Source organism: Streptomyces sp. NPDC020192, from assembly GCF_044388685.1.
In the GTDB taxonomy this organism is placed as follows: Bacteria; Actinomycetota; Actinomycetes; order Streptomycetales; family Streptomycetaceae; genus Streptomyces.
This window is the reverse complement of record NZ_JBIRXG010000003.1, coordinates 136,997-158,560: the sequence shown is the minus strand read 5'-3', so window position 1 is coordinate 158,560 and position 21,564 is coordinate 136,997. Positions and strand designations below refer to the sequence as shown.

Annotated in this window: 25 protein-coding genes and 1 tRNA gene; 19 read left to right on the top strand and 7 right to left on the bottom strand. The window is 69.2% G+C overall.

The window, feature by feature from the left end; genetic code table 11:
• Positions 1-101: 101 nt before the first annotated feature.
• Complete coding sequence (locus ACH47Z_RS07780) at positions 102-512, top strand: hypothetical protein (protein ID WP_399071659.1); 411 nt, start codon at positions 102-104, stop codon at positions 510-512.
• The gene (locus ACH47Z_RS07775; protein ID WP_399071657.1) at positions 509-2,641 is read left to right on the top strand and encodes a tetratricopeptide repeat protein; all 2,133 of its coding nucleotides are present in this window, start codon (positions 509-511) and stop codon (positions 2,639-2,641) included. Before ACH47Z_RS07780 ends, ACH47Z_RS07775 begins: the two co-directional genes overlap by 4 nt.
• On the opposite strand, the gene ACH47Z_RS07770 is transcribed toward ACH47Z_RS07775, so the two are convergent.
• Complete coding sequence (locus ACH47Z_RS07770; RefSeq protein WP_399071655.1) at positions 2,624-3,115, bottom strand: inositol monophosphatase family protein; 492 nt, start codon at positions 3,113-3,115, stop codon at positions 2,624-2,626. The two genes, ACH47Z_RS07775 and ACH47Z_RS07770, sit on opposite strands and share 18 nt — an antisense overlap.
• A gap of 175 nt (positions 3,116-3,290) precedes the next feature.
• Between ACH47Z_RS07770 and ACH47Z_RS07765 the strand changes: the two genes are divergently transcribed.
• From ACH47Z_RS07765 to ACH47Z_RS07730, 8 genes are all read left to right on the top strand, one after another.
• Positions 3,291-3,497 (top strand): hypothetical protein, encoded by a 207-nt coding sequence (locus ACH47Z_RS07765; RefSeq protein ID WP_399071653.1) that lies wholly within the window; start codon positions 3,291-3,293, stop codon positions 3,495-3,497.
• Positions 3,481-3,999 (top strand): DUF6879 family protein, encoded by a 519-nt coding sequence (locus ACH47Z_RS07760; protein ID WP_399071651.1) that lies wholly within the window; start codon positions 3,481-3,483, stop codon positions 3,997-3,999. The genes ACH47Z_RS07765 and ACH47Z_RS07760 overlap by 17 nt, the downstream gene beginning before the upstream one ends.
• The gene (locus ACH47Z_RS07755; protein WP_399071649.1) at positions 3,989-4,819 is read left to right on the top strand and encodes a helix-turn-helix domain-containing protein; all 831 of its coding nucleotides are present in this window, start codon (positions 3,989-3,991) and stop codon (positions 4,817-4,819) included. Before ACH47Z_RS07760 ends, ACH47Z_RS07755 begins: the two co-directional genes overlap by 11 nt.
• A gap of 356 nt (positions 4,820-5,175) precedes the next feature.
• The gene (locus ACH47Z_RS07750) at positions 5,176-5,400 is read left to right on the top strand and encodes a DUF397 domain-containing protein (RefSeq protein WP_399071648.1); all 225 of its coding nucleotides are present in this window, start codon (positions 5,176-5,178) and stop codon (positions 5,398-5,400) included.
• 82 nt (positions 5,401-5,482) lie between these two features.
• Complete coding sequence (locus ACH47Z_RS07745; protein ID WP_399071646.1) at positions 5,483-5,965, top strand: hypothetical protein; 483 nt, start codon at positions 5,483-5,485, stop codon at positions 5,963-5,965.
• Positions 5,962-6,567: a DUF5753 domain-containing protein gene (locus ACH47Z_RS07740; protein WP_399071643.1), complete on the top strand. Its 606-nt coding sequence runs from the start codon at positions 5,962-5,964 to the stop codon at positions 6,565-6,567. The genes ACH47Z_RS07745 and ACH47Z_RS07740 overlap by 4 nt, the downstream gene beginning before the upstream one ends.
• A 229-nt stretch (positions 6,568-6,796) precedes the next feature.
• Positions 6,797-7,099 carry a hypothetical protein gene (locus ACH47Z_RS07735; RefSeq protein ID WP_399071641.1) on the top strand — a complete coding sequence of 101 codons (303 nt, stop codon included), beginning with the start codon at positions 6,797-6,799 and terminating at the stop codon, positions 7,097-7,099.
• Between the two features lie 74 nt (positions 7,100-7,173).
• The gene (locus tag ACH47Z_RS07730; RefSeq protein ID WP_399071640.1) at positions 7,174-7,452 is read left to right on the top strand and encodes a ribosomal protein L7/L12; all 279 of its coding nucleotides are present in this window, start codon (positions 7,174-7,176) and stop codon (positions 7,450-7,452) included.
• A 28-nt stretch (positions 7,453-7,480) separates the two neighbouring features.
• Here the strand turns inward: ACH47Z_RS07730 and ACH47Z_RS07725 are convergent, their stop codons facing one another.
• Entirely contained in the window at positions 7,481-8,431 is a 951-nt protein-coding gene (locus ACH47Z_RS07725) for a GlxA family transcriptional regulator (protein WP_399071637.1), read from the bottom strand.
• A gap of 153 nt (positions 8,432-8,584) precedes the next feature.
• On the opposite strand from ACH47Z_RS07725, the gene ACH47Z_RS07720 reads away from it, so the two are divergent.
• Positions 8,585-9,034 carry a hypothetical protein gene (locus tag ACH47Z_RS07720; RefSeq protein ID WP_399071635.1) on the top strand — a complete coding sequence of 150 codons (450 nt, stop codon included), beginning with the start codon at positions 8,585-8,587 and terminating at the stop codon, positions 9,032-9,034.
• 9 nt (positions 9,035-9,043) lie between these two features.
• Here ACH47Z_RS07720 and ACH47Z_RS07715 read toward each other — a convergent pair whose 3' ends face one another.
• Together ACH47Z_RS07715 and ACH47Z_RS07710 are read right to left on the bottom strand one after the other, a co-directional pair.
• Positions 9,044-10,519 carry an MFS transporter gene (locus tag ACH47Z_RS07715; RefSeq protein WP_399071633.1) on the bottom strand — a complete coding sequence of 492 codons (1,476 nt, stop codon included), beginning with the start codon at positions 10,517-10,519 and terminating at the stop codon, positions 9,044-9,046.
• A gap of 39 nt (positions 10,520-10,558) precedes the next feature.
• Positions 10,559-11,875, bottom strand: a complete 1,317-nt coding sequence (locus ACH47Z_RS07710) for a DUF445 domain-containing protein (protein ID WP_399071631.1) — start codon at positions 11,873-11,875, stop codon at positions 10,559-10,561.
• 143 nt (positions 11,876-12,018) lie between these two features.
• Here ACH47Z_RS07710 and rdgB point away from each other — a divergent pair, with 143 nt between their 5' ends.
• Positions 12,019-12,621 (top strand): RdgB/HAM1 family non-canonical purine NTP pyrophosphatase, encoded by a 603-nt coding sequence (rdgB, locus tag ACH47Z_RS07705; RefSeq protein WP_399071629.1) that lies wholly within the window; start codon positions 12,019-12,021, stop codon positions 12,619-12,621.
• A 4-nt stretch (positions 12,622-12,625) separates the two neighbouring features.
• Here rdgB and ACH47Z_RS07700 read toward each other — a convergent pair.
• Positions 12,626-12,712: transfer RNA gene (locus ACH47Z_RS07700), tRNA-Leu, on the bottom strand.
• Between the two features lie 39 nt (positions 12,713-12,751).
• Positions 12,752-13,219 (bottom strand): thioredoxin-dependent thiol peroxidase, encoded by a 468-nt coding sequence (gene bcp / locus ACH47Z_RS07695; RefSeq protein WP_399071627.1) that lies wholly within the window; start codon positions 13,217-13,219, stop codon positions 12,752-12,754.
• 92 nt (positions 13,220-13,311) lie between these two features.
• Between bcp and ACH47Z_RS07690 the strand changes: the two genes are divergently transcribed.
• The 3 genes from ACH47Z_RS07690 to ACH47Z_RS07680 all read left to right on the top strand — a co-directional run bounded on the left by ACH47Z_RS07690 (position 13,312) and on the right by ACH47Z_RS07680 (position 14,238).
• Complete coding sequence (locus ACH47Z_RS07690; protein WP_399071625.1) at positions 13,312-13,641, top strand: DUF3618 domain-containing protein; 330 nt, start codon at positions 13,312-13,314, stop codon at positions 13,639-13,641.
• 100 nt (positions 13,642-13,741) lie between these two features.
• Positions 13,742-14,044, top strand: a complete 303-nt coding sequence (locus ACH47Z_RS07685; RefSeq protein ID WP_399072311.1) for a GroES family chaperonin — start codon at positions 13,742-13,744, stop codon at positions 14,042-14,044.
• Between the two features lie 29 nt (positions 14,045-14,073).
• Complete coding sequence (locus ACH47Z_RS07680; RefSeq protein WP_399072351.1) at positions 14,074-14,238, top strand: hypothetical protein; 165 nt, start codon at positions 14,074-14,076, stop codon at positions 14,236-14,238.
• Between the two features lie 18 nt (positions 14,239-14,256).
• Here ACH47Z_RS07680 and ACH47Z_RS07675 read toward each other — a convergent pair whose 3' ends face one another.
• Positions 14,257-17,187: a transglycosylase domain-containing protein gene (locus tag ACH47Z_RS07675; protein ID WP_399072310.1), complete on the bottom strand. Its 2,931-nt coding sequence runs from the start codon at positions 17,185-17,187 to the stop codon at positions 14,257-14,259.
• 1,092 nt (positions 17,188-18,279) lie between these two features.
• Here ACH47Z_RS07675 and ACH47Z_RS07670 point away from each other — a divergent pair.
• Genes ACH47Z_RS07670 through ACH47Z_RS07655 form a run of 4 tightly spaced genes read left to right on the top strand, consistent with a single transcriptional unit; the run spans position 18,280 to position 21,563 of the window.
• Entirely contained in the window at positions 18,280-19,080 is an 801-nt protein-coding gene (locus tag ACH47Z_RS07670) for an ABC transporter permease (protein ID WP_399071623.1), read from the top strand.
• 46 nt (positions 19,081-19,126) lie between these two features.
• The gene (locus ACH47Z_RS07665; protein ID WP_399072308.1) at positions 19,127-19,903 is read left to right on the top strand and encodes an ABC transporter permease; all 777 of its coding nucleotides are present in this window, start codon (positions 19,127-19,129) and stop codon (positions 19,901-19,903) included.
• A gap of 4 nt (positions 19,904-19,907) precedes the next feature.
• Positions 19,908-20,876 carry an ATP-binding cassette domain-containing protein gene (locus ACH47Z_RS07660; RefSeq protein WP_399071621.1) on the top strand — a complete coding sequence of 323 codons (969 nt, stop codon included), beginning with the start codon at positions 19,908-19,910 and terminating at the stop codon, positions 20,874-20,876.
• Between the two features lie 9 nt (positions 20,877-20,885).
• Positions 20,886-21,563 (top strand): DUF1707 domain-containing protein, encoded by a 678-nt coding sequence (locus ACH47Z_RS07655; protein ID WP_399071619.1) that lies wholly within the window; start codon positions 20,886-20,888, stop codon positions 21,561-21,563.
• The last annotated feature ends 1 nt before the right edge of the window (position 21,564 follow it).

Genomic DNA, 21,564 nt, shown 5'->3' with positions numbered 1-21,564 from the left:
GCCGCTCGCAGAGCGTGCAGTGAACGTATGGACCGTGCGGTCACCAGGCCCGCCGACTACTCTGTGGCAACAGGCAGTGACGGGCTGGAGGGGGCAGGTTCGTGGATCCGGAGACGGCTGTGCTGGCGGGTACAGCAGGGACAACCTTGGTGACCTTGTTGACGACCGAAGTGTGGCAACGCGCCAGGGACGGTATCGCCTCGTTGTGGCGCCGTGCTGAGCCAGGGCGGGCCGAGGCGATTTCCGCCGAGCTCGACGTGACCCGAGGAGACCTGCTGGCTGCACAGGCCGGCGGCGACCTCGAATCCCGCAGCGAACTAGGTACGGAGTGGCAGGGCCGCATACGGCGACTGCTCGCCGCACACCCTGAGGAAACCGAGGCGCTGCGGGCGCTGCTAAATGAACTGGCCCCGTACACGCCCGCAGACTCGTCGGTGACGCAGCACGCCACCGCCTCCGGTCACGCTCGGGTTTACCAGGCCGGCCGTGACCAGAACTTCGGCCACCGGTGAGCGGCCACAACGATGCCCGGGCCGATGGCCAGGGCCGCATCTACCAAGCAACCGGTGACCAGTACATCACTGAGCACCATCACCACGCCCCCGACTGGTCCGGACCGGACTCCGTGCGCCGCCCAGCGGTCGGCCACACCCCCTTGGTGCTCCGCGACCGAGTCGGAGAGATGGACCGTCTGCGCGCCGCCGTCGAACCCGGCGTCGGCAATCGTGCCTATGTTCTTCACGGTCTGGGCGGCTGTGGCAAAACAGCCGTCGCCTACACCCTCTTCCAGTACGCCACCAACCAGGCCGGCCGGCTTGGGTTATGGGTCAACGCTTCCGACCCGGCCTCTCTACGTGCCGGCATGCTCGCTGTTGCAGCCGATCGCGGAGCCACAGACGGTGAACTGGTGGGGGCACGCAGCGGTCTGCGTCCTGCCGCCGATCTCGTTTGGCACTACCTCGACCGCTCCGACCACCCCTGGCTCCTGGTCCTCGACAACGCCGACAATCCCGCCATCCTCCACGACGGCGGCTGGCTGCGTACCAGCCCCACTGGCACTGTGGTCGTCACGACCCGGCAAGCAGCGACCTACTGGTGGCCCGGTGCAGAACTGCTCCAATTCGGTGTGCTCCCACGTGAGGATGCCGCCCTCGTTCTGCGCGACCTCGCACCGCATGCCGGGTCGATCGAAGATGCCGCGGAGGTCGCTGACCGCCTTGGGCGTCTGCCTCTGGCACTGACCCTCGCCGGCGGATTCCTCGCCCACCAGGTGATCGAGTCATGGAGCCTTGCCGACTACGGCCGCCGACTCGACGGCAGCACAGGGCTCGACCCCATCGGCCTCATCGAGCAAGGCGCCACAGCCATCGGCGGCGATTCTCGACACCTGCCCAGCCGCACCTGGCAACTCTCCCTCGATGCCCTCGCCGCACAAGGCCTGCCCGAAGCAGGCCACCTTCTGCGCCTACTCGCCTGCTGGTCCAGTGATCCATTGCCGCTGTCCGTCCTGCTCGGGGCCGAACTCGGCCCGACGCTCCCGGCATCTCACGTCGAATCGGCTCTGCGCGGGCTCATCGATCACTCCCTCACCGAGCTGGCGCCTGGGCAGATGCGCTGCCTACGCACCCACGGCGTACTCCTCGACAGCGTGGCCCGAGCCACACCGGCTGACCAGCACGAACAGCTCTCCTCTGCTGCTGCCCGCCTATGTCTCGCTCTATTGCCAGAGGTGCCTGACCGAGGGACGCAGGACCCCCGGGTGAACCTGCTCGCACCGCATGTGATCGCGCTGTTGCGGAGAACGGCGAGTTGGGCGACCAGCCAATCGACAGTAGAAGCTGCGGCGGAGTGCGCTCTTCGGCTTGTTGTCGCGGTTCACAGGGCCGGCGACTACGCCTCAGCATTCAGCTTCGGCAGCGACGCTGTGGAGCTACTGAAACCCCGGCTCGGCGAAGATGGCATTTTGCTCATCAGGCTGCGTCAACGCGTTGGGCGGACCCTGTTCCGGCTTGGACGGTTCGAGGAGTCCGAGGCCCTGTTCCGGAAAGTCCTGGAAGACTGCGAACGGACACTTGGCCCAGAAGCACCGGACACGCTATCGGCTTGCAGAAGGCTGGCCAGTCCACTCGTCATCCTTGACCGAAGACCGGAAGGCATCTCACTGTTTCGGCGAGCAGCAGAGGGATACGCTCAAGCACTCGGCCCCGCGCACCCCGTTGCACTTCTCGCGCGATCGGACATCCTAGAGGTATCCACGGAGCCGACAGACGTAGACGCAGGGCCGGGCTTGGTCATGGAATGCCGCCGCGAGGTCGGAGAAGATCACACCGTTACGCTCGGCGCAGAACTCAACTGCGCTTTCACACTTAATCGCGCTGGTCGACCGACAGAGGCCTTGCCGTACATTCGCTCCGCCTTCGCAAAGTTTGCGCGACGTTTTGGCTCCGATCATCCCATCGCATTGAACGCTCGGCAAACTCTTGGTGCGACCCTTCGCGCACTTGGTCAAAATACTGAAGCAATCGCGCATCTAGAAGAAGTTACAGAAGGTCGAGCGATGGTACTCGGACCGAACCATCCGTGGACGCTCCACGCCGAGGAACTCCTGAACCAATACCGAGGCTCACAGAGGGCATCCTGAAACATCGAACTGTCCCGACACGCCCTCGAGTCTCGCCATCGGAGGCACCGCCACCCCCGGCGCCGCCAGCAGCAGCGGCTTGTCGTACACGGGGAATCGCGGGAGAGCCACCGCCCCCGCCTCCGTTGCGATCAGGTACGCCGGCAAGCCGTCCACCGCGTGGAACTCGCCGATGGCCGCTGCCGTGGCCCGGCCCGCCGCCACCTGGGAGAGGGAGAGGGAGAGGGCCGTGGAGCCCATCACCCTTGTTGTGCAGTGACGGTGGGACAGGGCCGACAGGAGGGGGTCCAGGCCTGGCCAGTGGGTGTGGGCTGCCCATTCGGTGAGGAAGAGGTGGCCGGTGAGGGTGGTGTGGGCGCCGGCCTGGATCGGGGTGCCGTTCAGGTGCGCGCCTCTTCCCCGGATCGCCGTGAAGGTCTCGCCCCGCCAGAGGTCGGCCACCACGCCGAGCACGGGCGTGCCGTCGGGGGCCACCAGGCCCAGGGAGAAGGAGCATCAAAGGGCGATCCTCCGCTCCAGCGAGCACTTTCGAGAGATCAACTACCCCACAACAGGAATATTTCCGTGGCGTCATGGACGGTCTCTACGTAGTCGTCCTAGCGTCGTCTCCGAGGCAGGTATCGGCCCTGCCCGACACACAGGGGGCACCATGGCGCGTGAAGGTCTGACTCGGCTGACCGGCAATGGGAACGGGGAGTGCGGGGGCGACGACTGCCCCAACGTGTACCGAACCAACTCGGGGTCGTTCGTGGTCCAGGGGAACCTGTCGAAGGCCTTCGACCCGCCGGAGGGAGAAGCGCTCGTGGAGATCCCGGAGTCGGTCCTGAGGGAGGCTGTCCGTGCTCTTGGCTGGTGAAGACTGGCGGAAGACGTTCGACGCCATGCGAGAGGAGGCGTGGCGTCTGGAGACTCTGCCCGTCTACCGTGTGCCGCAGGAGGAAGAAGCATTCCGTCGATTTCTGGCCGGTGAGCCCGTGACGCGTGAAGCGACACAGCCTTGGTTCGATCGAGTCAAGGCGTACGCGGCCAGCGGTCGTAAGGTCGGGCGAGTACACATCGTCGCTCAGCCTCTCTCGGACTATCTGCGCTTCGAGTTCGAGTACTACCGCCACAACGTCGAAGCCGGCGAGGCGATCCGCATACTTGACGTGACCGACCGGCCCAACCCTCTCGAGGGCGTTCAGGACTTCTGGATGTTCGACCGTTCCCGGATCGTGCTCATGAACTACGAGCCGGACGGAACGCAGATCAACCGGGAAGTGTACGAAGGCGACCCGGCGCCGTACGGGGAATATCAGCGCATCGCCGTCGCAGAATCGGTGCCCTTCGAGGAGTACGTGAAGGGCCTTGACGCTTGATCCTGAGCAGCTGGGGCAATCGAAAGCCGACCTGGCCGAGACACTGAGAACGCTGCGCAAGCGAGCCGGACTATCCCAAGTCCGGCTCGCCAAGCGCTGCAATGTGTCGCAGTCCAAGATCAGTAAGATCGAGACTGCCGAGATCACGCCGAGCCTGGTCGACGTCGAGCTCATCCTGCGAGCACTCGATGCCCCCGAGCAGCTGGTTGCCGAAATAACGTCGCTGGCACGGCTCGCGAACACCGAATGGCAACCCATCCGATCCTCCTGGCGGCGCGGCCTCGAGAAGCGTCAGGCAGAGTTGGCAGGCCTGGAGACCGATGCCACGGAGCTTCGTTACTTCCTGCCCGCGATGATCACTGGCCTGCTGGCGACCCCCGAATACATCCGGGCCAGCCTCGAGTACTCGCCGGGAGACGTCGGGAAAACGGTGGCACGGAAGCTGGAGCGGCAGTCGGTGCTGTACGACACCACAAAGCGCTTCACCTTCCTGATCACAGAGCAGGCAGTGCGATGGGCCGTGATTCCTCCTCCCGCCATGGCAGTACAGATCGATCGGCTGGCCTCACTGTCTCACCTCCCCAACATACGAATAGGTCTCATACCTATTGGCACGGTCATAAGCCGTGGCCCCATGAACACTTTCACGGTCTACGACGACAGGCTTGCCACTGTCGAAACGTTCACCGGTCGAACCGTCTTCCGTGACTCTCGTGACATTGCCGAGCATCTGGAAGTGTTCAAGCAGTACGAACAGAATGCCAAGTTCGGGGACGCAGCCCGGATCCTTCTTCGAGAATGGGCGAGCCTCTACCGTTGATCTTTAGTAGACAACGAGAATATGGCTCGGCCTCGCAATCCCCTCGGTAGATCATGTGTGAGTCATGAAAACCGGGGAGGATCAGTGGATGGTGCGCGCAAGCCTAACGGGTACGGACTGACCGAACTTCCGTCGGAACCGAAAGCAACACCCGGATGCAGCACGTGTCTCGACATTTGTGTGCGGCGCGAGAACGCGCGCTCCAGACGTGATTACAGCGCCATTTCCGATGCGAATGTGGAATTGCGACGGCACCAGGCAGAGGCGCACCCGTGTGACCTCCCCCATGAACTCCCGCCCACCAAGGGCGGCGGCGGTCAGTCATGGCCGCGTCAGTTGAGCAGGAAGGTGCAGTGATGCTGGACGGAACCAAGCTGTACGGGCTCGACATCAGCGGGGCCTCCTTCGTGAAGGCCTGCGGAGGACCCTGCACCGAGGGGTGCGTGACCCTCGCCCGGATCGGGGACGACGCCTGGGCGCTGGGTGACAGCAAGCGGCCGGACATGGAGCCGCTGCGGTTCACCACGGAGGAGTTGGCCGTGGCCGGTATCGAGCCGGCGCGGTTCGGGCTGCCCGTCTGATCCGCCCCGACCGGTCCGGGCTCCGTATGGGAGTCCGGACCGGTCTCCATCGATCTTCGATGCCCGACGACGGGAACTACTGGTGCATCACCACGGCTATCTATGGGTGGGCGCGAAAGAGCGTTTCGACCAGGAGGCCCTGCGGCGGCCTCCGTATCCCGAGCCGCCACCGGCCGGATGCAAGCCGGAGCTGATCCAGCGGTATCGCGAGGTCGCGTCGGAGTTCCCGACTGTGGACCTTCCTCCGTTGGAGACGGCGTATTGGCTCGTCAAACCGCCTTCCCTGGTTCGTGGCACCTGGGACGAGGCGAAGGACGGAGCCGCCTGGGTCGGGGCGCGTGTGGCCGAGTACGCGCCCCGGTTTGCCTCCGAATGGGAACGGGACTTCATCGATCTGGTGGCTCTGGTCAACTCCACTGCTGAGACGCTGGGTTCGGGAGGCGATGTGACGCTCGGGTTCTACCTTGAGCGACCCTCGTACCTGTCGCTTGCGGTGGTGACGTGTTCTCCCAACCGTGCGAGACCTGAACTGGCATGTCCCCTTGAGCGAGGAGAGGCATTTTGACCAGCTTGATTCCCTGGCAGCAGCGGCTTTCCACCGGCACGGAAGACATCCAGGACGAAGTGATCCGCTGGTACCAGCAGACACGGCACGGCACGGCGTACGTCCCGCACATGATCTGGGGCACGCTTCAGACCGAGGCCTACGCGAACGTGATCCTCCGCAGGGTCGTCGATTTCCTCGGCGTACCCGATGACGTGGCTGCGGGCGTGGCCAAGCGCATGGAGCGTCAGCAGGTTCTTTACGACGGGGAGCACCACTACGACGTGATCCTCGGCGAGCAAGCCCTGTACACGAACGTCGGCGGGCCGCAGGTCATGCGTGGGCAGATGGAACGCCTGCTCCGCGACATCGAACTGCCCTCGCTCGCCCTAGGCATCCTCCCGACCACCGCCGAAGTGAGCGTGGTCCCCATGCCCGGCTTCGACTTGTACGACGGCGGGCGAGCCCACTACGAGCTCGTGTCGTCCGGCGTAGACATCACGGACCAGGATGAACTCACCCTCCATGAGAAGGCGTTCGACGCCCTGAGCCGTGCGGCCAGTCACGGCGATGCCGCCAGCAGTCTGATCAGCAAAGCACTGGTCTTCTGGAGCCAGGATTAGGGATCGATGAGCGGCACTTGCGAAGCTGGAGGGGCGGTGTTGCACCTGCCGTCCGCCGTGAATGTGCCGTAGGCCGCCCAAGGAAAGCGGGGCCCATCTGGGTGAGCCCCTGGGCTGGGTGGTGGGCCAGGGTGTGGTTGGGGGGACTCTGCCCAGGGGCTGGTGCGCGGCGCCCCGTAGGGCCTCGTTAGCCTCGACCCCATACAAAAGACAACAGAGGAGGCAAGTCATGGCCAAGGTTCCCAGCGCGGTCATCGCCGCCGGCGGGCTCGTCGGTGGATACGGCGTCGCCCGGTGGACCAAGAAGCGGCAGCTGGGCGGGGCCGTGCTGGCCGTCGCGGGCGCCGCGGCCGCTCAGCAGTGGCGGAAGCAGGCCGGGGGGAAGGCCGCGGGGGCGTTGAGTGCCGCGTATGTCGCCGCGTTCGCCGGGTCGCATCCGCTGGCCAAGAAGGTCGGCGCCTGGCCGTCCGTGATCGGTGTCGCCGGCGCCGTCGCCCTCGCCTCCTGGGCCGTCGCCGACCGCAAGGCCTAGGCCAGGCCTAGCCGGACGTAACCACGCCTGTGTCCATGTCACGTGAACGTGCAGACGCTTCTAGGATCACGGTCATGGACATAATGGGTTCCCTCGCGCTGGCCCTGGCCGTGCTCGGCTGCATCGCCACCGTCGAGAGCCGGTCCGTCCGGGCCGACCGGCGCCTCGCGCGCGTCGAGCGCAAGCTCGACCTGATCATGGAGCACCTGGACCTGCGCGAGGAGTACCCGCGGATGGACGAGGTGGCCGCGCTTGTCCGCGAGGGGAAGAAGATCCACGCGATCAAGGTGTACCGGGAGAGTACGGGCGCCGGCCTGAAGGAGGCCAAGGAGGCTGTCGACCGCCTCGGCTAGGTCCCGGCCAGGTCCCAGCTTTCGCCTGCTACAGGGTCCCCGCCCTGAACGACCTCCGGTACGCCTGCGGGCTCGTGCCCACCACCCTGCGGAAGCGTTCGCGGAAGGCTGTCGGGGAGCCGAAGCCCGTCTGGGTTGCGATGCGTTCTACGGGGTACGGCGTTGTCTCCAGCAGGTGCTGGGCACGTCGTACCCGGGTCCGGTGCAGCCACTGGAGAGGGGTCGTGCCGGTCTGTTCGCGGAAGCGGCGGTTCAGGGTGCGGGTGCTCATGCCCGCCTTCGCCGCGATCTCGTCCACCGTCAGGTCCTGGTCGCAGTTGTCCTCCAGCCAGTGCAGCAACGGCTCCAAGGTGGCGCCCGAGGGCGTCGGGGGCAGGTCGTGGACGATGAACTGGGCCTGGCCGCCCTCCCGTTCCAGCGGCATGACCGACATCCTGGCCGCGTGTGCGGCGACCGCCGAGCCGAAGTCCTTGCGGATCATGTGCAGGCACATGTCCAGCGCCGCCGCCGCGCCCGCCGAGGTCAGGAACTGGCCGTTGTCCACGTACAGGACGTTCGGGTCCACCGTCACCTTCGGGTACCTCGCCGCCAGGTCCCCCGCCGCGTACCAGTGCGTCGTCGCCCGCAGACCGTCCAGCAGGCCCGTCGCCGCGAGCAGGAACGCCCCCACGCAGATCGACGCGATCCGGGTGCCCTGTGCCGCCGCCTCCCGCAACGCCTCCGCCACCCCCGGCGGCAGCTCCTCCGGCAGCTCCTGCACGCCCGGCAACACGATCGTGTCCGCCTCCGCCAGCGCCTCCAGGCCGTACGGCGCCTTCACCGTGAACGCCCCCGCGCTCACCTCCTCCCGCACCGAGCACACCCGCACCCGGTACGGCACCCGGCCGTCGGGCAGCCGGGCCCAGCCGAAGGTGTCGATGGGGGCGGACAAGTCGAACGGGATGACCCCGTCCAGCGCCAGTACGGCCACGGTGTGCATGGCGGGATCCTAGGCCTACGACCAGTTCCCGCCAACCGCCCCCATCAGCGCCGTAAGTCAGGACTCCGTCCGCCCTCCCTCTGGCGGGAATCCGTTGAACACTGGCACTTCCGCCACTTCTCCAAGATCCCCACCCCGCCTACCGTCACCCGCGTGACCAAGTTCCTCCTCGCCGTGCACGTCCTCGCCGCCATCGTCGCCATCGGGCCCGTGACCGTCGCCGCCAGCCTCTTTCCGCCCGCCGCCCGCCGGTCCCTCGCCGCGCCCGAGGACGAACGCGCCACCGGCGCCCTGCACCTCCTCCACCAGATCTGCCGCGTCTACGCCGTCGTCGGCGTCGTCGTCCCCGTCTTCGGGTTCGCCACCGCCGGCCAGATGGGGGTGCTCGGGAGCGGCTGGCTGATCGCGTCCATCGTGCTGACCGGCCTCGCCGCCGTCGTCCTCGGTGTGCTGGTCCTGCCCGCCCAGGGCGCGATCGTCGAAGGCGAAGGCCGAGGAACCGACACCGCACGGCTCGCCATGTTCACCGGCCTCTTCAATCTGCTGTGGGCCGCCGTGACCGTCCTGATGATCGTCCGGCCCGGTTCCAGCACCGGCGCCTGAGCAGCGCCCTCACCGCCCGCGCGCCACCGCCGTCAGCGGGCGGGCGATGTCCTCCAGGGAACGCCGTTCCGCCCGTACGGCCAGGAAGGCGGCGACCAGGCCGGCCGCGCACATCAGGGCCGCGCCGATCGAGAACGCCAGGACCGTGTCACCGACCCTGCCCGTGCCCGTGAGGTCGGCGAAGAGCAGGGGGCCGCTGATGCCGCCAGCCGCCGTGCCGAGGGCGTAGAAGAAGGCGATGGACATCGCCCGCGTCTCCAGCGGGAAGATCTCCGACACCGTCAGGTACGCGCTCGACGCGCCGGCCGAGGCGAAGAACAGCACCGCGCACCAGCACGCCGTCAGCGTGCCCGCGCTCAACGCGCCCCGGCCGAACAGCCACGCCGTGCCGAACAGCAGCAGGCCCGACAGGACGTACGTCGACGAGATCATCGCCCTCCGGCCCACCGTGTCGAACAGCTTCCCCAGCAGCAGCGGGCCACAGAAGTTGCCCACCGCGATCACCGCGAAGTAGTAACCGGTGCGGTCGGCGGGGACGGCGTAGAACCTGGTCAGGATCGCGCCGAAGCCGAAGGTGATCGCGTTGTACAGGAACGCCTGACCGATGAAGAGGGAGAAACCGAGCACCGCCCGCCGCCGGTACCGGGCGAACACCGTGTGCGCGATCTCCCTGAACGTCACGCTGCTGCGCTGGTGGATCCTCAGCTCCTGCGACGGCTCGGGCAGCCGTACGCCCTTCTCCCGCTCCACCCGGTGCTCGATGCCCGAGACGATCTCCTCCGCCTCCCCCTCCCTGCCGTGGATCAGCAGCCAGCGCGGACTTTCCGGGACATGGCGTCGTACCAGAAGGATCACCAGGGCCAGGACCGCGCCCAGCGCGAAGGTCAGGCGCCAGCCGAGGTCCTTCGGCAGCAGGGCCGTGTTCAGCGCGACGATGGAGAGGAGCGAGCCGCCTACCGCGCCCAGCCAGAAGCTGCCGTTGATGATCAGGTCGACCCGGCCGCGGTGGGCCGCCGGGATCAGCTCGTCGATCGCCGAGTTGATCGCCGCGTACTCGCCGCCGATGCCGAAGCCTGTCAGGAAGCGGAACAGGAAGAACCACCAGGCCTCCCAGGAGACCGCCGTCAACGCCGTCGCCGACAGGTACACCGCCAGGGTGATCATGAAGAGCCTCTTGCGGCCGTAGCGGTCCGTCAGTCGGCCCCAGAAGAGCGCCCCCGAGCAGGCGCCCGCCACGTACAGCGCCGCGGCCGTGCCCGTGATCTGGCCCGAGGTGATCGACACCCCGCTGCCGGGCTCCGCCAGACGGCCGGCGATGTTGCCGACGACCGTGACCTCCAGGCCGTCCAGGACCCATACGGTGCCCAGACCGATCACGATCGTCCAGTGCCAGCGGGACCAGGGCAGACGGTCCAGCCGGGCGGGGATGTCGGTCGTGATCGTCCGGCCGGCGGTCCGGGGCGCCGGTGTCCCGGCTGTGGCCATGGGACCCTCCTCCTCGAAGGACGTCCCCCTGACGGCGGCTCACGCCCCCAGCGTCCGCGTCACCACATAGATCAGCAGCCCCGCCAGGGACCCCACCACCGTGCCATTGATCCGGATGAACTGCAGATCGCGGCCGATGTGCGCCTCGATCTTCCGGGTGGTGTGCTCGGCGTCCCAGCCGGCCACCGTGTCGGTGATCAGCGAGGTGATCTCCTTGCGGTACGTCGTCACGACGTGCACCGCCGCGCCCTCCACCCAGCTGTCGACCTTGTCCTGCACCTTCGGCTCGGCCGTCATCCGCTGGCCCAGCGACAGCAGCGCGGCCCGCACCCGCAGCCGCAGCTCGCTGCGCTCGTCCTCGGCCGCCGCCACGATCATGGACCGTACGGCCGTCCAGGCGGACGCGATCAGATCCTGCACCTCGCCCCGGCCCAGCACCTCGCCCTTCAGCCGCTCCACCCGCGCCCGCGTGTCCGTGTCGGACTGCAGGTCGGAGGCGAAGTCGGTGAGGAAACGGTCCAGGGCGCCCCGCGCGGGGTGGGTGGGCATGTCCCGCATCTCGGCGCAGAAACGCAGCAGCTCCTTGTAGACGCGCTCGCCGACCCGCCGGTCCACGAATCTCGGCGTCCAGCCCGGCGCCCCGCCCTCCACCGCCACCATCACATCGTCCCGGTGCAGCACCAGCCAGTCGTGCGCCCGGCCCACCACCAGGTCCACCACCCGCCGGTGCCCGCCGTCCGCGACGACCTTCTCCAGCATCTTGCCGATGCCGGGCGCGATCTCCTGGGCGTTCGCCCGCCGGGTGATCGCCTCACCGACCACCGCCTGCACATCCGAGTCCCGCAGCACCGTCAGCGCGCCGCGCAGCGCCGTCGCCAGCTCCGCCGTCACCCGGTCCGCGTGCTCCGGCTCCGCCAGCCAGGCACCCAGCCGGCTACCGATGCCGACGGCACGCAGCCGCTGCCGCACGACGTCCTCGGAGAGGAAGTTCTCGCCGACGAACTCACCCAGCGAGACGCCCAGCTGGTCCTTCTTGTTGGGGATGATCGCGGTGTGCGGGATGGGCAGGCCGAGAGGGTGACGGAAGAGCGCGGTGACCGCGAACCAGTCCGCCAGCGCACCCACCATGCCCGCCTCCGCCGCCGCGGCCACATAGCCCGCCCACGGACCCGCACCCTCGTGCGTGGCAAGCCTGGCGAGAACGTAGACCAGCGCCACGAACAGCAGCAGGCCGGTCGCCGTGAGCTTCATCCGGCGCACCCCGCGCCGACGCTCCTCGTCGGCCGGGGTGAAGGCCGTCATGCTCTTGTACGACACACCCCGCGCCCGCGCTGTTTCCGTCTCGGTCGCTTCCATCAGCTCCACCCGTTCCGGTCCACCCGTGCGGTGATCCTCGGAGATCCCGCACACAATTGTCCCTTCCTGACCGACTCCCGGAGCGGAACAAGAGTTCCCGCCCTCTGCCGGAGTTCTGAGCAGGGGAAGGAATACTGGCGGGCATGACCCGCCTGATCCTCGCCACCCGTAACGCCGGAAAGATCACCGAGCTGAGGGCCATCCTCGCCGCAGCAGGCCTGACCCACGAACTGGTCGGCGCCGACGCCTACCCCGACGTCCCCGACGTGGCGGAGACCGGCATCACCTTCGCCGAGAACGCCCTCCTCAAGGCCCACGCCCTCGCCCAGGCCACCGGCCTGCCCGCCGTCGCCGACGACTCCGGCCTCTGCGTCGACGTCCTGAACGGCGCCCCCGGCATCTTCTCCGCCCGCTGGTCCGGCAAGCACGGCGACGACAGGGCCAATCTGGAGCTGCTGCTGGCCCAGCTCGCCGACATCGCGGAGGTGCACCGGGGCGCCCACTTCGCCTGCGCGGCGGCGCTTGCCTTGCCGGACGGTCGTGAGCGGGTGGTCGAGGGCCAGCTCCGGGGCGTCCTGCGGCACGCCCCCGCCGGCACGAACGGGTTCGGGTACGACCCGATCCTCCAGCCGGAGGGCGAGACCCGGACGTGTGCCGAGCTGAGCCCGGAGGAGAAGAACGCGATCAGCCATCGGGGGAAGGCGTTCAGGGCGTTGGTGCCGGTGGTTCGGGAACTGCTCGGCTGAACTCTGGTGCGGCCGGAGGGACTCGAACCCTCACGGGAGTTACCCCACTGGGACCTAAACCCAGCGTGACTGCCAATTCCACCACGGCCGCCTGATACTGCCCGGCCATGCTAGCGGCCGGGCAGCGCTTTCAGATCCCCAGATCCTTGATGATCTTGGCCACGTGGCCGGTGGCGCGGACGTTGTACAGGGCTCGTTCGACCTTGCCGTCCTCGTCCACGATGATCGTGGAGCGGATGACGCCCATGTAGGTCTTGCCGTAGTTCTTCTTCTCGCCGTAGGCGCCGTAGGACTCGGTGACCTTCTTTTCCGGGTCGGCCAGCAGCGTGACCTTCAGGGATTCCTTCTCGCGGAACTTCGCCAGTTTCTCCGGGGCGTCGGGGCTGATGCCGATGACGTCGTAGCCCGCGCCGGCCAGGAGCGACAGGTTGTCGGTGAAGTCGCAGGCCTGCTTGGTGCAGCCGGGGGTCAGGGCGGCCGGGTAGAAGTAGACGATGACCTTGCGGCCCTTGTAGGTGGAAAGGGAGACCTCGGTGCCGTCGGCGTCCGGGAGGGTGAAGGCGGGGGCCACGTCCCCCGGCTGGAGTCGCTCGCTCATCGGGCCAGCGTAACCGGGGGGCCTTGCGGTGCGGTGGGAGCAAGAGCTGACAGACTGTCCGGGACAGCATCACAGACTTCGGAGGCCGTACGGTGGCGGACACGTCGGACACCAGAACCCCGGCGCAGATCGAGGCGGACATCAAGCGCCGCCGTGAAGTGCTGGCCGAGACGCTCGACGAGATCGGGGTGCGGGTCCATCCGCAGACGATCATCGGGGATGCGAAGGCCAAGGTCGTCGCCAATCTCGATCACACCGTCGGGCGCGCGTATGTGCAGGTCAATCGCGTCATCAGTGACGTTCGGGCGCAGTTCGTCGACGACGAGGGCGCGCCTCGGCTGGAGCGGGTCGTGCCCGTCGCGCTGCTCGCCGTCGGGGTCGTCGGGCTGCTCGCCGTGGGCAGGAAGCGGCGCCGGGGCTGACCCGGGCGGGGACGTGCGGGGCGAAGGCAGGTAGGTTCGAGGCGTGAGCGCGAACAGAAACGAGCAGGGCACCCCTCATCACGACAAGCTGCCCATCCGGATGCTGCACGACCGGGTTCTGGTCAAGCAGGACGCCGGTGAGGGTGAGCGGCGGTCGGGAGGCGGCATTCTGATTCCCGCCACGGCTGCGGTGGGCCGGCGGCTGGCCTGGGCCGATGTCGTCGCGGTCGGGCAGAACGTGCGGACCGTGGAGCCGGGTGACCGGGTGCTGTTCGACCCGGAGGACCGGGCCGAGGTCGAGGTGCGGGGCGTGGCGTACGTGCTCATGCGCGAGCGGGATCTGCATGCCGTGGCCGCGGACCGGTTCGAGGGGTCCGAGGATTCCACCGGCCTGTATCTGTAGTACTTCCAGTTCAACGGCCTGAGGGGCTGGTGACCGTCGTCACCGGCCCCTTTGTCGTTTCTTGCATCGGGGCGGCCGGGGCGGCGGTGCTCGGCATGGTGGTGCTGGGTGAGCCGGTCACCGCCGCCCGGATCTTCTTCGTCTGTTTGCTGCTGGTCGCCGTCGTGGGGTTGAAGGCGACCAGCGGGCACTGAGACCTCGGGCGGCAGACGTCAGGCGCCGGGGCCGCCTCCCGCGCCGGCGGGTGTTCCTGTCGTACCGCCACCGGTGGTCGTGTCGCCGCCTCCGGTGGTTCCGCCGCCGGTGGTCGTCGTACCGCCACCGGTCGTGCCACCGCCTCCGGTGGTGCCGCCGCCGGTCGTCGTACCGCCGCCGGTGGTGGTGCCGCCGCCCGTGGTGCCGGTGCCGCCGCCGGTCGTCGTGCCGCCGGTGGTGCCGGTGGTGCCGCCCGTGGTCGTACCGCCGTTGGTCGGGGTGCCGCCCGCGCCGCCGGTGGTCGGGGTGGTGGTCGTGCCGCCGGTGGTCGGGGTCGCGGTGGTGCCGCCGGTGGTCTGGTCACCGGTCGTGCCCGGCTGGGCCGAGGAGGTGGCGCTGGGGGGCTGCGGCTGGTCGGCGCCCTGCTGGAGCTGGAGGTCGAAGTCGGAGGCCGGGGTGCCGGTCAGCGCGTCGTGCGTGTACTGGGCCCAGATCTGGGTGGGCGCGCCGCCGCCGTTGATGCGGGGCAGGCCGAGGGCGCCGTACAGCGGCATGTGCTTGGCCGTCACCGGGTCCTGGCCCATGACCGAGACCACCGTGGCCAGGTCGGGGGTGTAGCCCGCGAACCAGGCGGCGGTGTCGTTCTCGGCGGTACCGGTCTTGCCGGCCGCCGGGCGGCCCGCGGCCTGGGCGGCGGTGGCGGTGCCGTTGTCGACCACGCTCTGCAGCATGGAGGTGGTGGTGTCGGCGGCCTCGCGGCTGACGGCCTGCTTGACCTGCTGGTCGGGCAGCTTGACGTCCTCGGTGCCGTCCTTGGTGATCTTCTCGATCAGGGTGTACGTGCCGTGCTTGCCGTGGTTGGCGAGCGTGGCGTAGGCCTCCGCCATGTTCAGAACGCTGGCGTTGGCGGTGCCGAGGGCGATGGACGGGTACGGCTGCATGTCCGGGGTGTCGGGCTTGAGGCCGAGGTCGACCGCGGTCTGCTTGACCTTGGACGGGCCGACGTCGACGGCCATCTGCGCGTAGACGGCGTTCACGGACAGGTCGGTCGCCTTGGTGACGGTGATCTGGCCGTACGACTTCTGGTCCTCGTTCTGCGGGGCATAGGGGCCGCCGGTCCAGCCCTGTACGGGGCGCTCGTTGGTGCCGTCGTACATGGTGTTCGGGGTGATGGTGCGGCCGTCCTGGGTGGTCGAGCCGTTCTGCACCGCCGAGGTGAAGACGAAGGGCTTGAAGGTGGAGCCGACCTGGAAGTCACCGCGGGTGGCGCCGTTGGTGTACTGCTTCACGTAGTCGATGCCGCCGTACATGGCGACGACCTTGCCGGTCTTCGGGTCGACGGAGGCGCCGCCGGCGCGGACGTAGCTGTCGACCTTGTTGTTCTTCTTGTCCAGCTTGGAGATCAGCTGGTCGTTGACGGCCTTGACGAAGGCGTCCTGCCTGTTCTTCTGGATGGTGGTGGTGATGCGGTAGCCGCCGGCCGCGAGCTGGTCGTCGGTGAGGATGTTGTTGGTGGTCAGGTAGTGCTTGACCGCCTCGACGAGGTAGCCGCGCTGGCCGGACATGCCCGTGGAGACGGTCTGCTCCTTCGGCATCGGGAACTTCATCCCGGCGCGCGTGGACTCGCTGAGCCAGCCCTTCTTGACCATGCCGTCCAGGACGTAGTTCCAGCGGGCGACGGCCGCGCTCTTGTTCTCGGGGTGGGCCACGACGTCGTACTCGCTGGGCGCGTTGACGAGCGCGGCGAGGTAGGCGGCGCGGGCCGGGTCGAGGTTCTGGGCGTCCACGCCGTAGTAGGCCTGGGCGGCGGACTGGATGCCGTAGGCGTTGCGGCCGAAGTAGCTGGTGTTGAGGTAGCCCTCGAGGATCTCGTCCTTGGACTTCTGCTGGTCCAGCTTGATCGCGATGAAGAACTCCTTGGCCTTGCGGGTGACCGTCTGCTCCTGGGCCAGGTAGTAGTTCTTCACGTACTGCTGGGTGATCGTCGAGCCGGACTGGGTGCCCTTGCCGGTCGCGGTGTTCCAGGCGGCGCGCAGCATCGCCTTCGGGTCGACGGCCGACTCGGTGTAGAAGTCGCGGTCCTCGGCGGCCAGTACGGCGTGCTGGGCGTCCTTGGAGACCTGGGCGAGGGTGACGTTCTCGCGGTTGATCTGTCCGTCGCGGGCGATCTGGGAGCCGTCGGCGTAGAGGTAGACGTTGGCCTGCTTGGTGGCGAGGGCGTTGGCGGGCGGGATGTTGACCATGGAGTAGCCGAGGAAGAACAGCCCGATGACCAGCAGCACGGCGAAGAGGAAGGTGCCGAGCACCATGCGCCAGGTGGGGATGATCCGCCGCCATCCGGTCCGCTTGGGCCGCTTCCCCTTCTTGCCCTTGCCGCCGTCACTCGGCCCGCTGGGGGTGGTGGCCGCTTCGGGGGATTCGCCGGGGGTCCGGGTGGACTGGCCGGGGATCTGCGGGGAGGCGGTGGTGGGGGGGGTACGGGGGGTGCTGCCGGTGGCGTTGCCGGGGCGGGGGCCGTTGGCGTTGCCGGGGCGGGGGCCGTTGGCGTTGCCGGGGCCGCGGGTGCCTGCGGCTGCCGCGCCGGCGGCCGCCGCGCCCGCCTGGGATGCCTGGCCGGCGGCGTTCGCGGCACCGGCACCGGCGGCCGCAGCCGTACCGGCGGCGCCGAGCGCTCCGGCCGTGCGGGCAGCGCGGTTCGCGCCGCCGGGCCGGCCGGTTCGGGGTGCGGTGTCCTGGGTGTTCGTACGAGGGGTACGGCCAGGGGCGTCCGACTCGGTGGCCGCCGTCCTGGCGGGGTCGCCGGGCTCGCCCGCGCGGGGTGCGCCGATCCGCCGGAGGACCTGGGTGGTCTCGGGCGCCGGCGTCTCACCGGAGCCCTGACCTGCCCCGGCCGACTTACCCGACTGCTCGCCCTGGGGACCCCGGGGCGCGTAGACCCGCCGCAGCACCTGCGTGCTCTCGGCGGACGGAGCCTGCTCGGCACCGGAGCCGGTGCCGCTGCCGCTGCCGCTGCCGCTACGGGACGCGGCCGGACCGGAAGCACCGCGAGCTGCCCCAGCGCCGGTCGACTGCGCAGCAGCGCCAGAACCGGTACCGCCGCGGGACGCGGTCTGGCCGGAGGCCGGGATGCCGTCCGAGCCGACCCCGCCGGATGGCGAAGCCCCGCCCGTCGTCGAGGCAGCGCGGGAACCGGCGCCTGCGCGCGGCATGTCCTGGCCGGAGGCGTCATCGGCGGCAGCACTGCGAGCCGCCGCACCCCCGGCGGAGCGCGAAGCGGTACCGGAGCCGGCGTCGCCACGCGATGCGTCCCCGCCGGAAGCGGAGGCCGGGGCGCCATCGCCGGCGGAAGCCTCACGGGCCGCCGCCGCGCCGGCATCACGAGCCGCCGCAGCCCCACCGGACCCGGAGGCCTCAGCCGACGCCGAAGCCCCGCCGGGCCTGGAAGCCGAGCCGGACCCGGGGGCCCCAGCCGACGCCGAAGCGCCACCTGACCCGGAAGCCGTACCGGACGCCGAAGCCCCGCCGGGCCTGGAAGCCGTACCGGGCCCGGAAGCCCCACCAGACCCGGAAGCCGTACCGGACCCAGGCGTCGTCGGTCCCTCCTGTTCCGCGCGTCCGCCTCGGGCTGCCTGGCGGGCTCGGGCCATGGAGGTCGTGCGGTCCGGGGATGCCGGCGGTTCGCCCGTTCGGCCCTCTCCTGACCGTTCGGTCTCCGGGCCCTCGGCCCTCGACTCTGGGCCGGAGGGCTTGTGTCCCGGGATGCCGGGCCCTTCAGCCGGCAGCGGCTTTTCCGGCGCCACGCCGTCGTTCGGCTGCTGCGGCTGCGGCTCGTCGCTCATGTCGTGCACGGACTCCTGTTTCGCGTCGTACGTTCCCGTACGCCTCGTACGCCTTCTGCCCCCAGTCTGAAGACTCTCGCACCTGGCGTTCCGTTCCCGGATTCCGGCAGGCTTCCGGCACGAAATTGCGTGGCCGGTCGCCGGGCCTCCGGGCTAGGCTCCTGCGCTTCGGTGTCGAGCGGTCCCGGGAGGTTGACTGACGTGGGCGCGGGACGGTTGTACGTGGCCGTCGCGGCGGGGGGGTTCAGACGGTACGCGACGTATCGGGCCGCCACTGCGGCAGGGGTGTTCACGAACACGGCCTTCGGACTGATCCTCGTCTATACCTACAGGGCCCTCTGGGACGCGAAGCCGCACCTCGGGGGGTATGACGAGGCGCAGGTCGTGACCTATGTGTGGCTGGGGCAGGCGTTCCTGTCGACGCTCGCGATCAGCGGCGGGGGCGTCGAGGAGGAGCTGATGGATCGCATCCGTACGGGGGACGTGGCGATCGATCTCTACCGGCCCGTCGATCTTCAGCTGTGGTGGCTCGCCGCCGACCTCGGCCGGGCCTTCTTCCAGCTGCTCGGGCGCGGCCTCGTCCCCTTCCTCTTCGGTGCGCTGTGTTTTCCGGCCTACCTGCCCACCGACGCGGGCACCTGGGTGGCCTTCTTCGTCGCCGTGCTGCTGGCGATGGTGGTCGGCTTCGGGATCCGCTACCTGGTGGCGCTGAGCGCGTTCTGGCTGCTGGACGGCACGGGGGTGAGCCAGATGATGTGGCTGGCCGGGTTCTTCTGCAGCGGGATGCTGCTGCCGCTGAACGTCTTCCCGGGCGCGCTCGGCGAGGTCGTACGGGCCCTGCCGTGGTCGTCCCTGCTCCAGGGGCCGGCCGATGTGCTCCTCGGGCACGCGGATCCGCTGCGGACGTATCTCTTCCAGGGGGCGTGGGCCGTGGCGCTGCTGGGCCTGGGCCGGGTGATGCAGTCGGCGGCGACGCGGCGGGTGGTGGTCCAGGGTGGGTGAGTCGCTGGAGAACGGCCGGCTGGTGGCCGGGGTGCGGGCCTACTTCATGATCGCCGGGATGTGGATGCGGTCCACGATGGCCTACCGGGCGTCCTTCGTCATGACCACGTTCGGGAACTTCGCGGCGACCTCCTTCGACTTCGTCGCGATCATGCTGATGTTCTCGCGGGTGCGCGCGCTCGGCGGCTACTCGCTGCCGGAGGTGGCGTTCCTGTACGGGCTGTCGGGCATGGCCTTCGGGCTGGCCGATCTGGCGATCGGCTCGATGGACCGGCTGGGGCGGCGGGTGCGGGACGGCACGCTGGACACGCTGCTGGTGCGGCCGGTGCCGGTGCTGGCGCAGGTGGCCGCCGACCGGTTCGCGCTCCGGCGGCTGGGCCGGGTGGTCCAGGGCTCGCTGGTGCTGGGCTGGTCGCTGACCCGGCTCGACATCGACTGGACGCCGCTGAAGCTGCTGCTGATGCCGGTGATGGTGCTGAGCGGCTTCGCGATCTTCTGCGCGGTGTTCGTGGCGGGGGCGGCGTTCCAGTTCGTGGCGCAGGACGCCTCCGAGGTGCAGAACGCCTTCACGTACGGCGGGACGACGCTGTTGCAGTATCCGCCGACGGTGTTCGCGAAGGAGCTGGTGCGCGGCGTGACCTTCGTGCTGCCGCTGGCCTTCGTCAACTGGCTGCCCGCCACCTACGTGCTCGGGCGGCCGTACCCGCTGGACCTGCCGGAGTGGGCCGCGTTCACGCCTCCGCTGGTCGCGGTGGGCTGCTGTGCGCTGGCCGGGCTGGCCTGGCGGACGGGACTTCGTTCGTACCGGAGCACAGGGAGCTAGCGCGATGCCGGACAGTGACTTCATCACGCTCGAGAACGTCGAGAAGGTCTTCGAGGTACGCAAGAAGGCCGGGTTCATGAAGCGGGAGCGGCGCGAGGTGCGGGCGGTGGACTCGCTGTCGTTCACCGTGGCGCGCGGGGAGATGGTGGGCTACATCGGGCCGAACGGGGCCGGGAAGTCGACCACGATCAAGATGCTGACCGGCATTCTGACGCCGAGCGCCGGGCGGCTGCGGGTGGCGGGGATCGACCCCTCGCGGGAGCGGACGCGCCTGGCGCACCGGATCGGGGTGGTGTTCGGGCAGCGTACGACGCTGTGGTGGGACCTTCCGCTGATCGACTCGTACCGGCTGGCGCACCGCATGTACCGCATCCCGGAGGCCCGTTACCGGGAGAACCTCGACCGGTGTGTCGAACTCCTGGAGCTGGGTGCCCTGTTGGACGTGCCGGTACGGCAGCTGTCGCTGGGGCAGCGGATGCGCGGGGACATCGCGGCGGCGCTTTTGCACGACCCGGAGGTCCTGTACCTGGACGAGCCGACGATCGGGCTGGATGTCGTGTCGAAGGCCAAGGTGCGGGGTTTTCTGCGGGACCTGAACGCCGAGCGCGGTACGACGGTGCTGCTGACCACTCACGACCTGCAGGACATCGAGCAGTTGTGCTCGCGGGTGATGGTGATCGACCATGGCCGGCTGATGTACGACGGGCCGCTCGCGGGGCTGCACGAGGCCGGGGAGAGCGAGCGGACGCTGGTGGTGGACCTGGAGCGGGAGTTGCCGCCGGTCGAGGTGCCGTGGGCGCGGGTGGTGCGGGTGGAGGGGCCGCGGCAGTGGCTGGCGTTTCCGGCGGGGCAGTCGGCGGCGCCGGTCGTGGCGCATCTCGCGGCGGAGTACCCGCTGGTGGACCTGTCGGTGCGGGAACCGGACATCGAGGCCGTCATCGCCAAGATGTACGCGGAGAAGGCCGTCTCGTAGGCTTCTGTCATGACCGACGACGCAGTCCCGGAAGTCCGGGCTTCCGCTGCCGCCCCGGATCTTCGCGCCTCCGACGCCGACCGTGAGCGGGTGGCCGAGGTGCTGCGGGACGCGCTGGCCGAGGGCCGGCTCGACATGGCGGAGTTCGAGGAGCGGCTGGAGGCGGCCTACAAGGCGCGCACGTACGGCGAGCTGACCCCGATCACCCGCGATCTGCCGGCGGCGGCCACGGCCGCGGCACCGGTCTCGTTCACCAAGTCTCCGGCCGAGAGCGGGAGTTGGGCCTCGCGGATCGTCGGCGGCGAGGGGTCCTCGACGGGCGGGGTCGCCATCATGTCGGGGTTCGAGCGCAAGGGCCGCTGGACGGTGCCGAAGCGGTTCACCTGCTTCGCGTTCATGGGCGGCGGCGAGATCGACCTGCGCGAGGCGAACTTCGCGGACCACGAGGTCGAGATCAACTGCGTGACGATCATGGGCGGGGTGCAGGTCATCGTGCCGCCCGGGGTCGAGGTCGTCGTCCGGGGCATCGGCGTCATGGGCGGCTTCGAGCACCCCCGTGACGACGGCCCGCCCGAGCCGGGCGCTCCGCGGGTGGTCATCGGGGGGTTCGCCTTCTGGGGCGGGGTCGGGGTGACGCGCAAGGCGCCGCGCAAGCTCCGGAAGGAGCGCCGGGAGCTGGGGGACTGAG

Coding starts and splice junctions, on each gene's coding strand:
- ACH47Z_RS07660 (WP_399071621.1), top strand. CDS start 19,908: ATGCCGGACAGTGACTTCATCACGCTCGAGAACGTCGAGAAGGTCTTC.
- ACH47Z_RS07725 (WP_399071637.1), bottom strand. CDS start 8,431: ATGCACACCGTGGCCGTACTGGCGCTGGACGGGGTCATCCCGTTCGAC.
- ACH47Z_RS07685 (WP_399072311.1), top strand. CDS start 13,742: ATGCTGCACGACCGGGTTCTGGTCAAGCAGGACGCCGGTGAGGGTGAG.
- bcp (WP_399071627.1), bottom strand. CDS start 13,219: ATGAGCGAGCGACTCCAGCCGGGGGACGTGGCCCCCGCCTTCACCCTC.
- ACH47Z_RS07765 (WP_399071653.1), top strand. CDS start 3,291: ATGGCGCGTGAAGGTCTGACTCGGCTGACCGGCAATGGGAACGGGGAG.
- ACH47Z_RS07710 (WP_399071631.1), bottom strand. CDS start 11,875: ATGGAAGCGACCGAGACGGAAACAGCGCGGGCGCGGGGTGTGTCGTAC.
- rdgB (WP_399071629.1), top strand. CDS start 12,019: ATGACCCGCCTGATCCTCGCCACCCGTAACGCCGGAAAGATCACCGAG.
- ACH47Z_RS07665 (WP_399072308.1), top strand. CDS start 19,127: ATGATCGCCGGGATGTGGATGCGGTCCACGATGGCCTACCGGGCGTCC.
- ACH47Z_RS07735 (WP_399071641.1), top strand. CDS start 6,797: ATGGCCAAGGTTCCCAGCGCGGTCATCGCCGCCGGCGGGCTCGTCGGT.
- ACH47Z_RS07730 (WP_399071640.1), top strand. CDS start 7,174: ATGGACATAATGGGTTCCCTCGCGCTGGCCCTGGCCGTGCTCGGCTGC.
- ACH47Z_RS07750 (WP_399071648.1), top strand. CDS start 5,176: ATGCTGGACGGAACCAAGCTGTACGGGCTCGACATCAGCGGGGCCTCC.
- ACH47Z_RS07655 (WP_399071619.1), top strand. CDS start 20,886: ATGACCGACGACGCAGTCCCGGAAGTCCGGGCTTCCGCTGCCGCCCCG.
- ACH47Z_RS07715 (WP_399071633.1), bottom strand. CDS start 10,519: ATGGCCACAGCCGGGACACCGGCGCCCCGGACCGCCGGCCGGACGATC.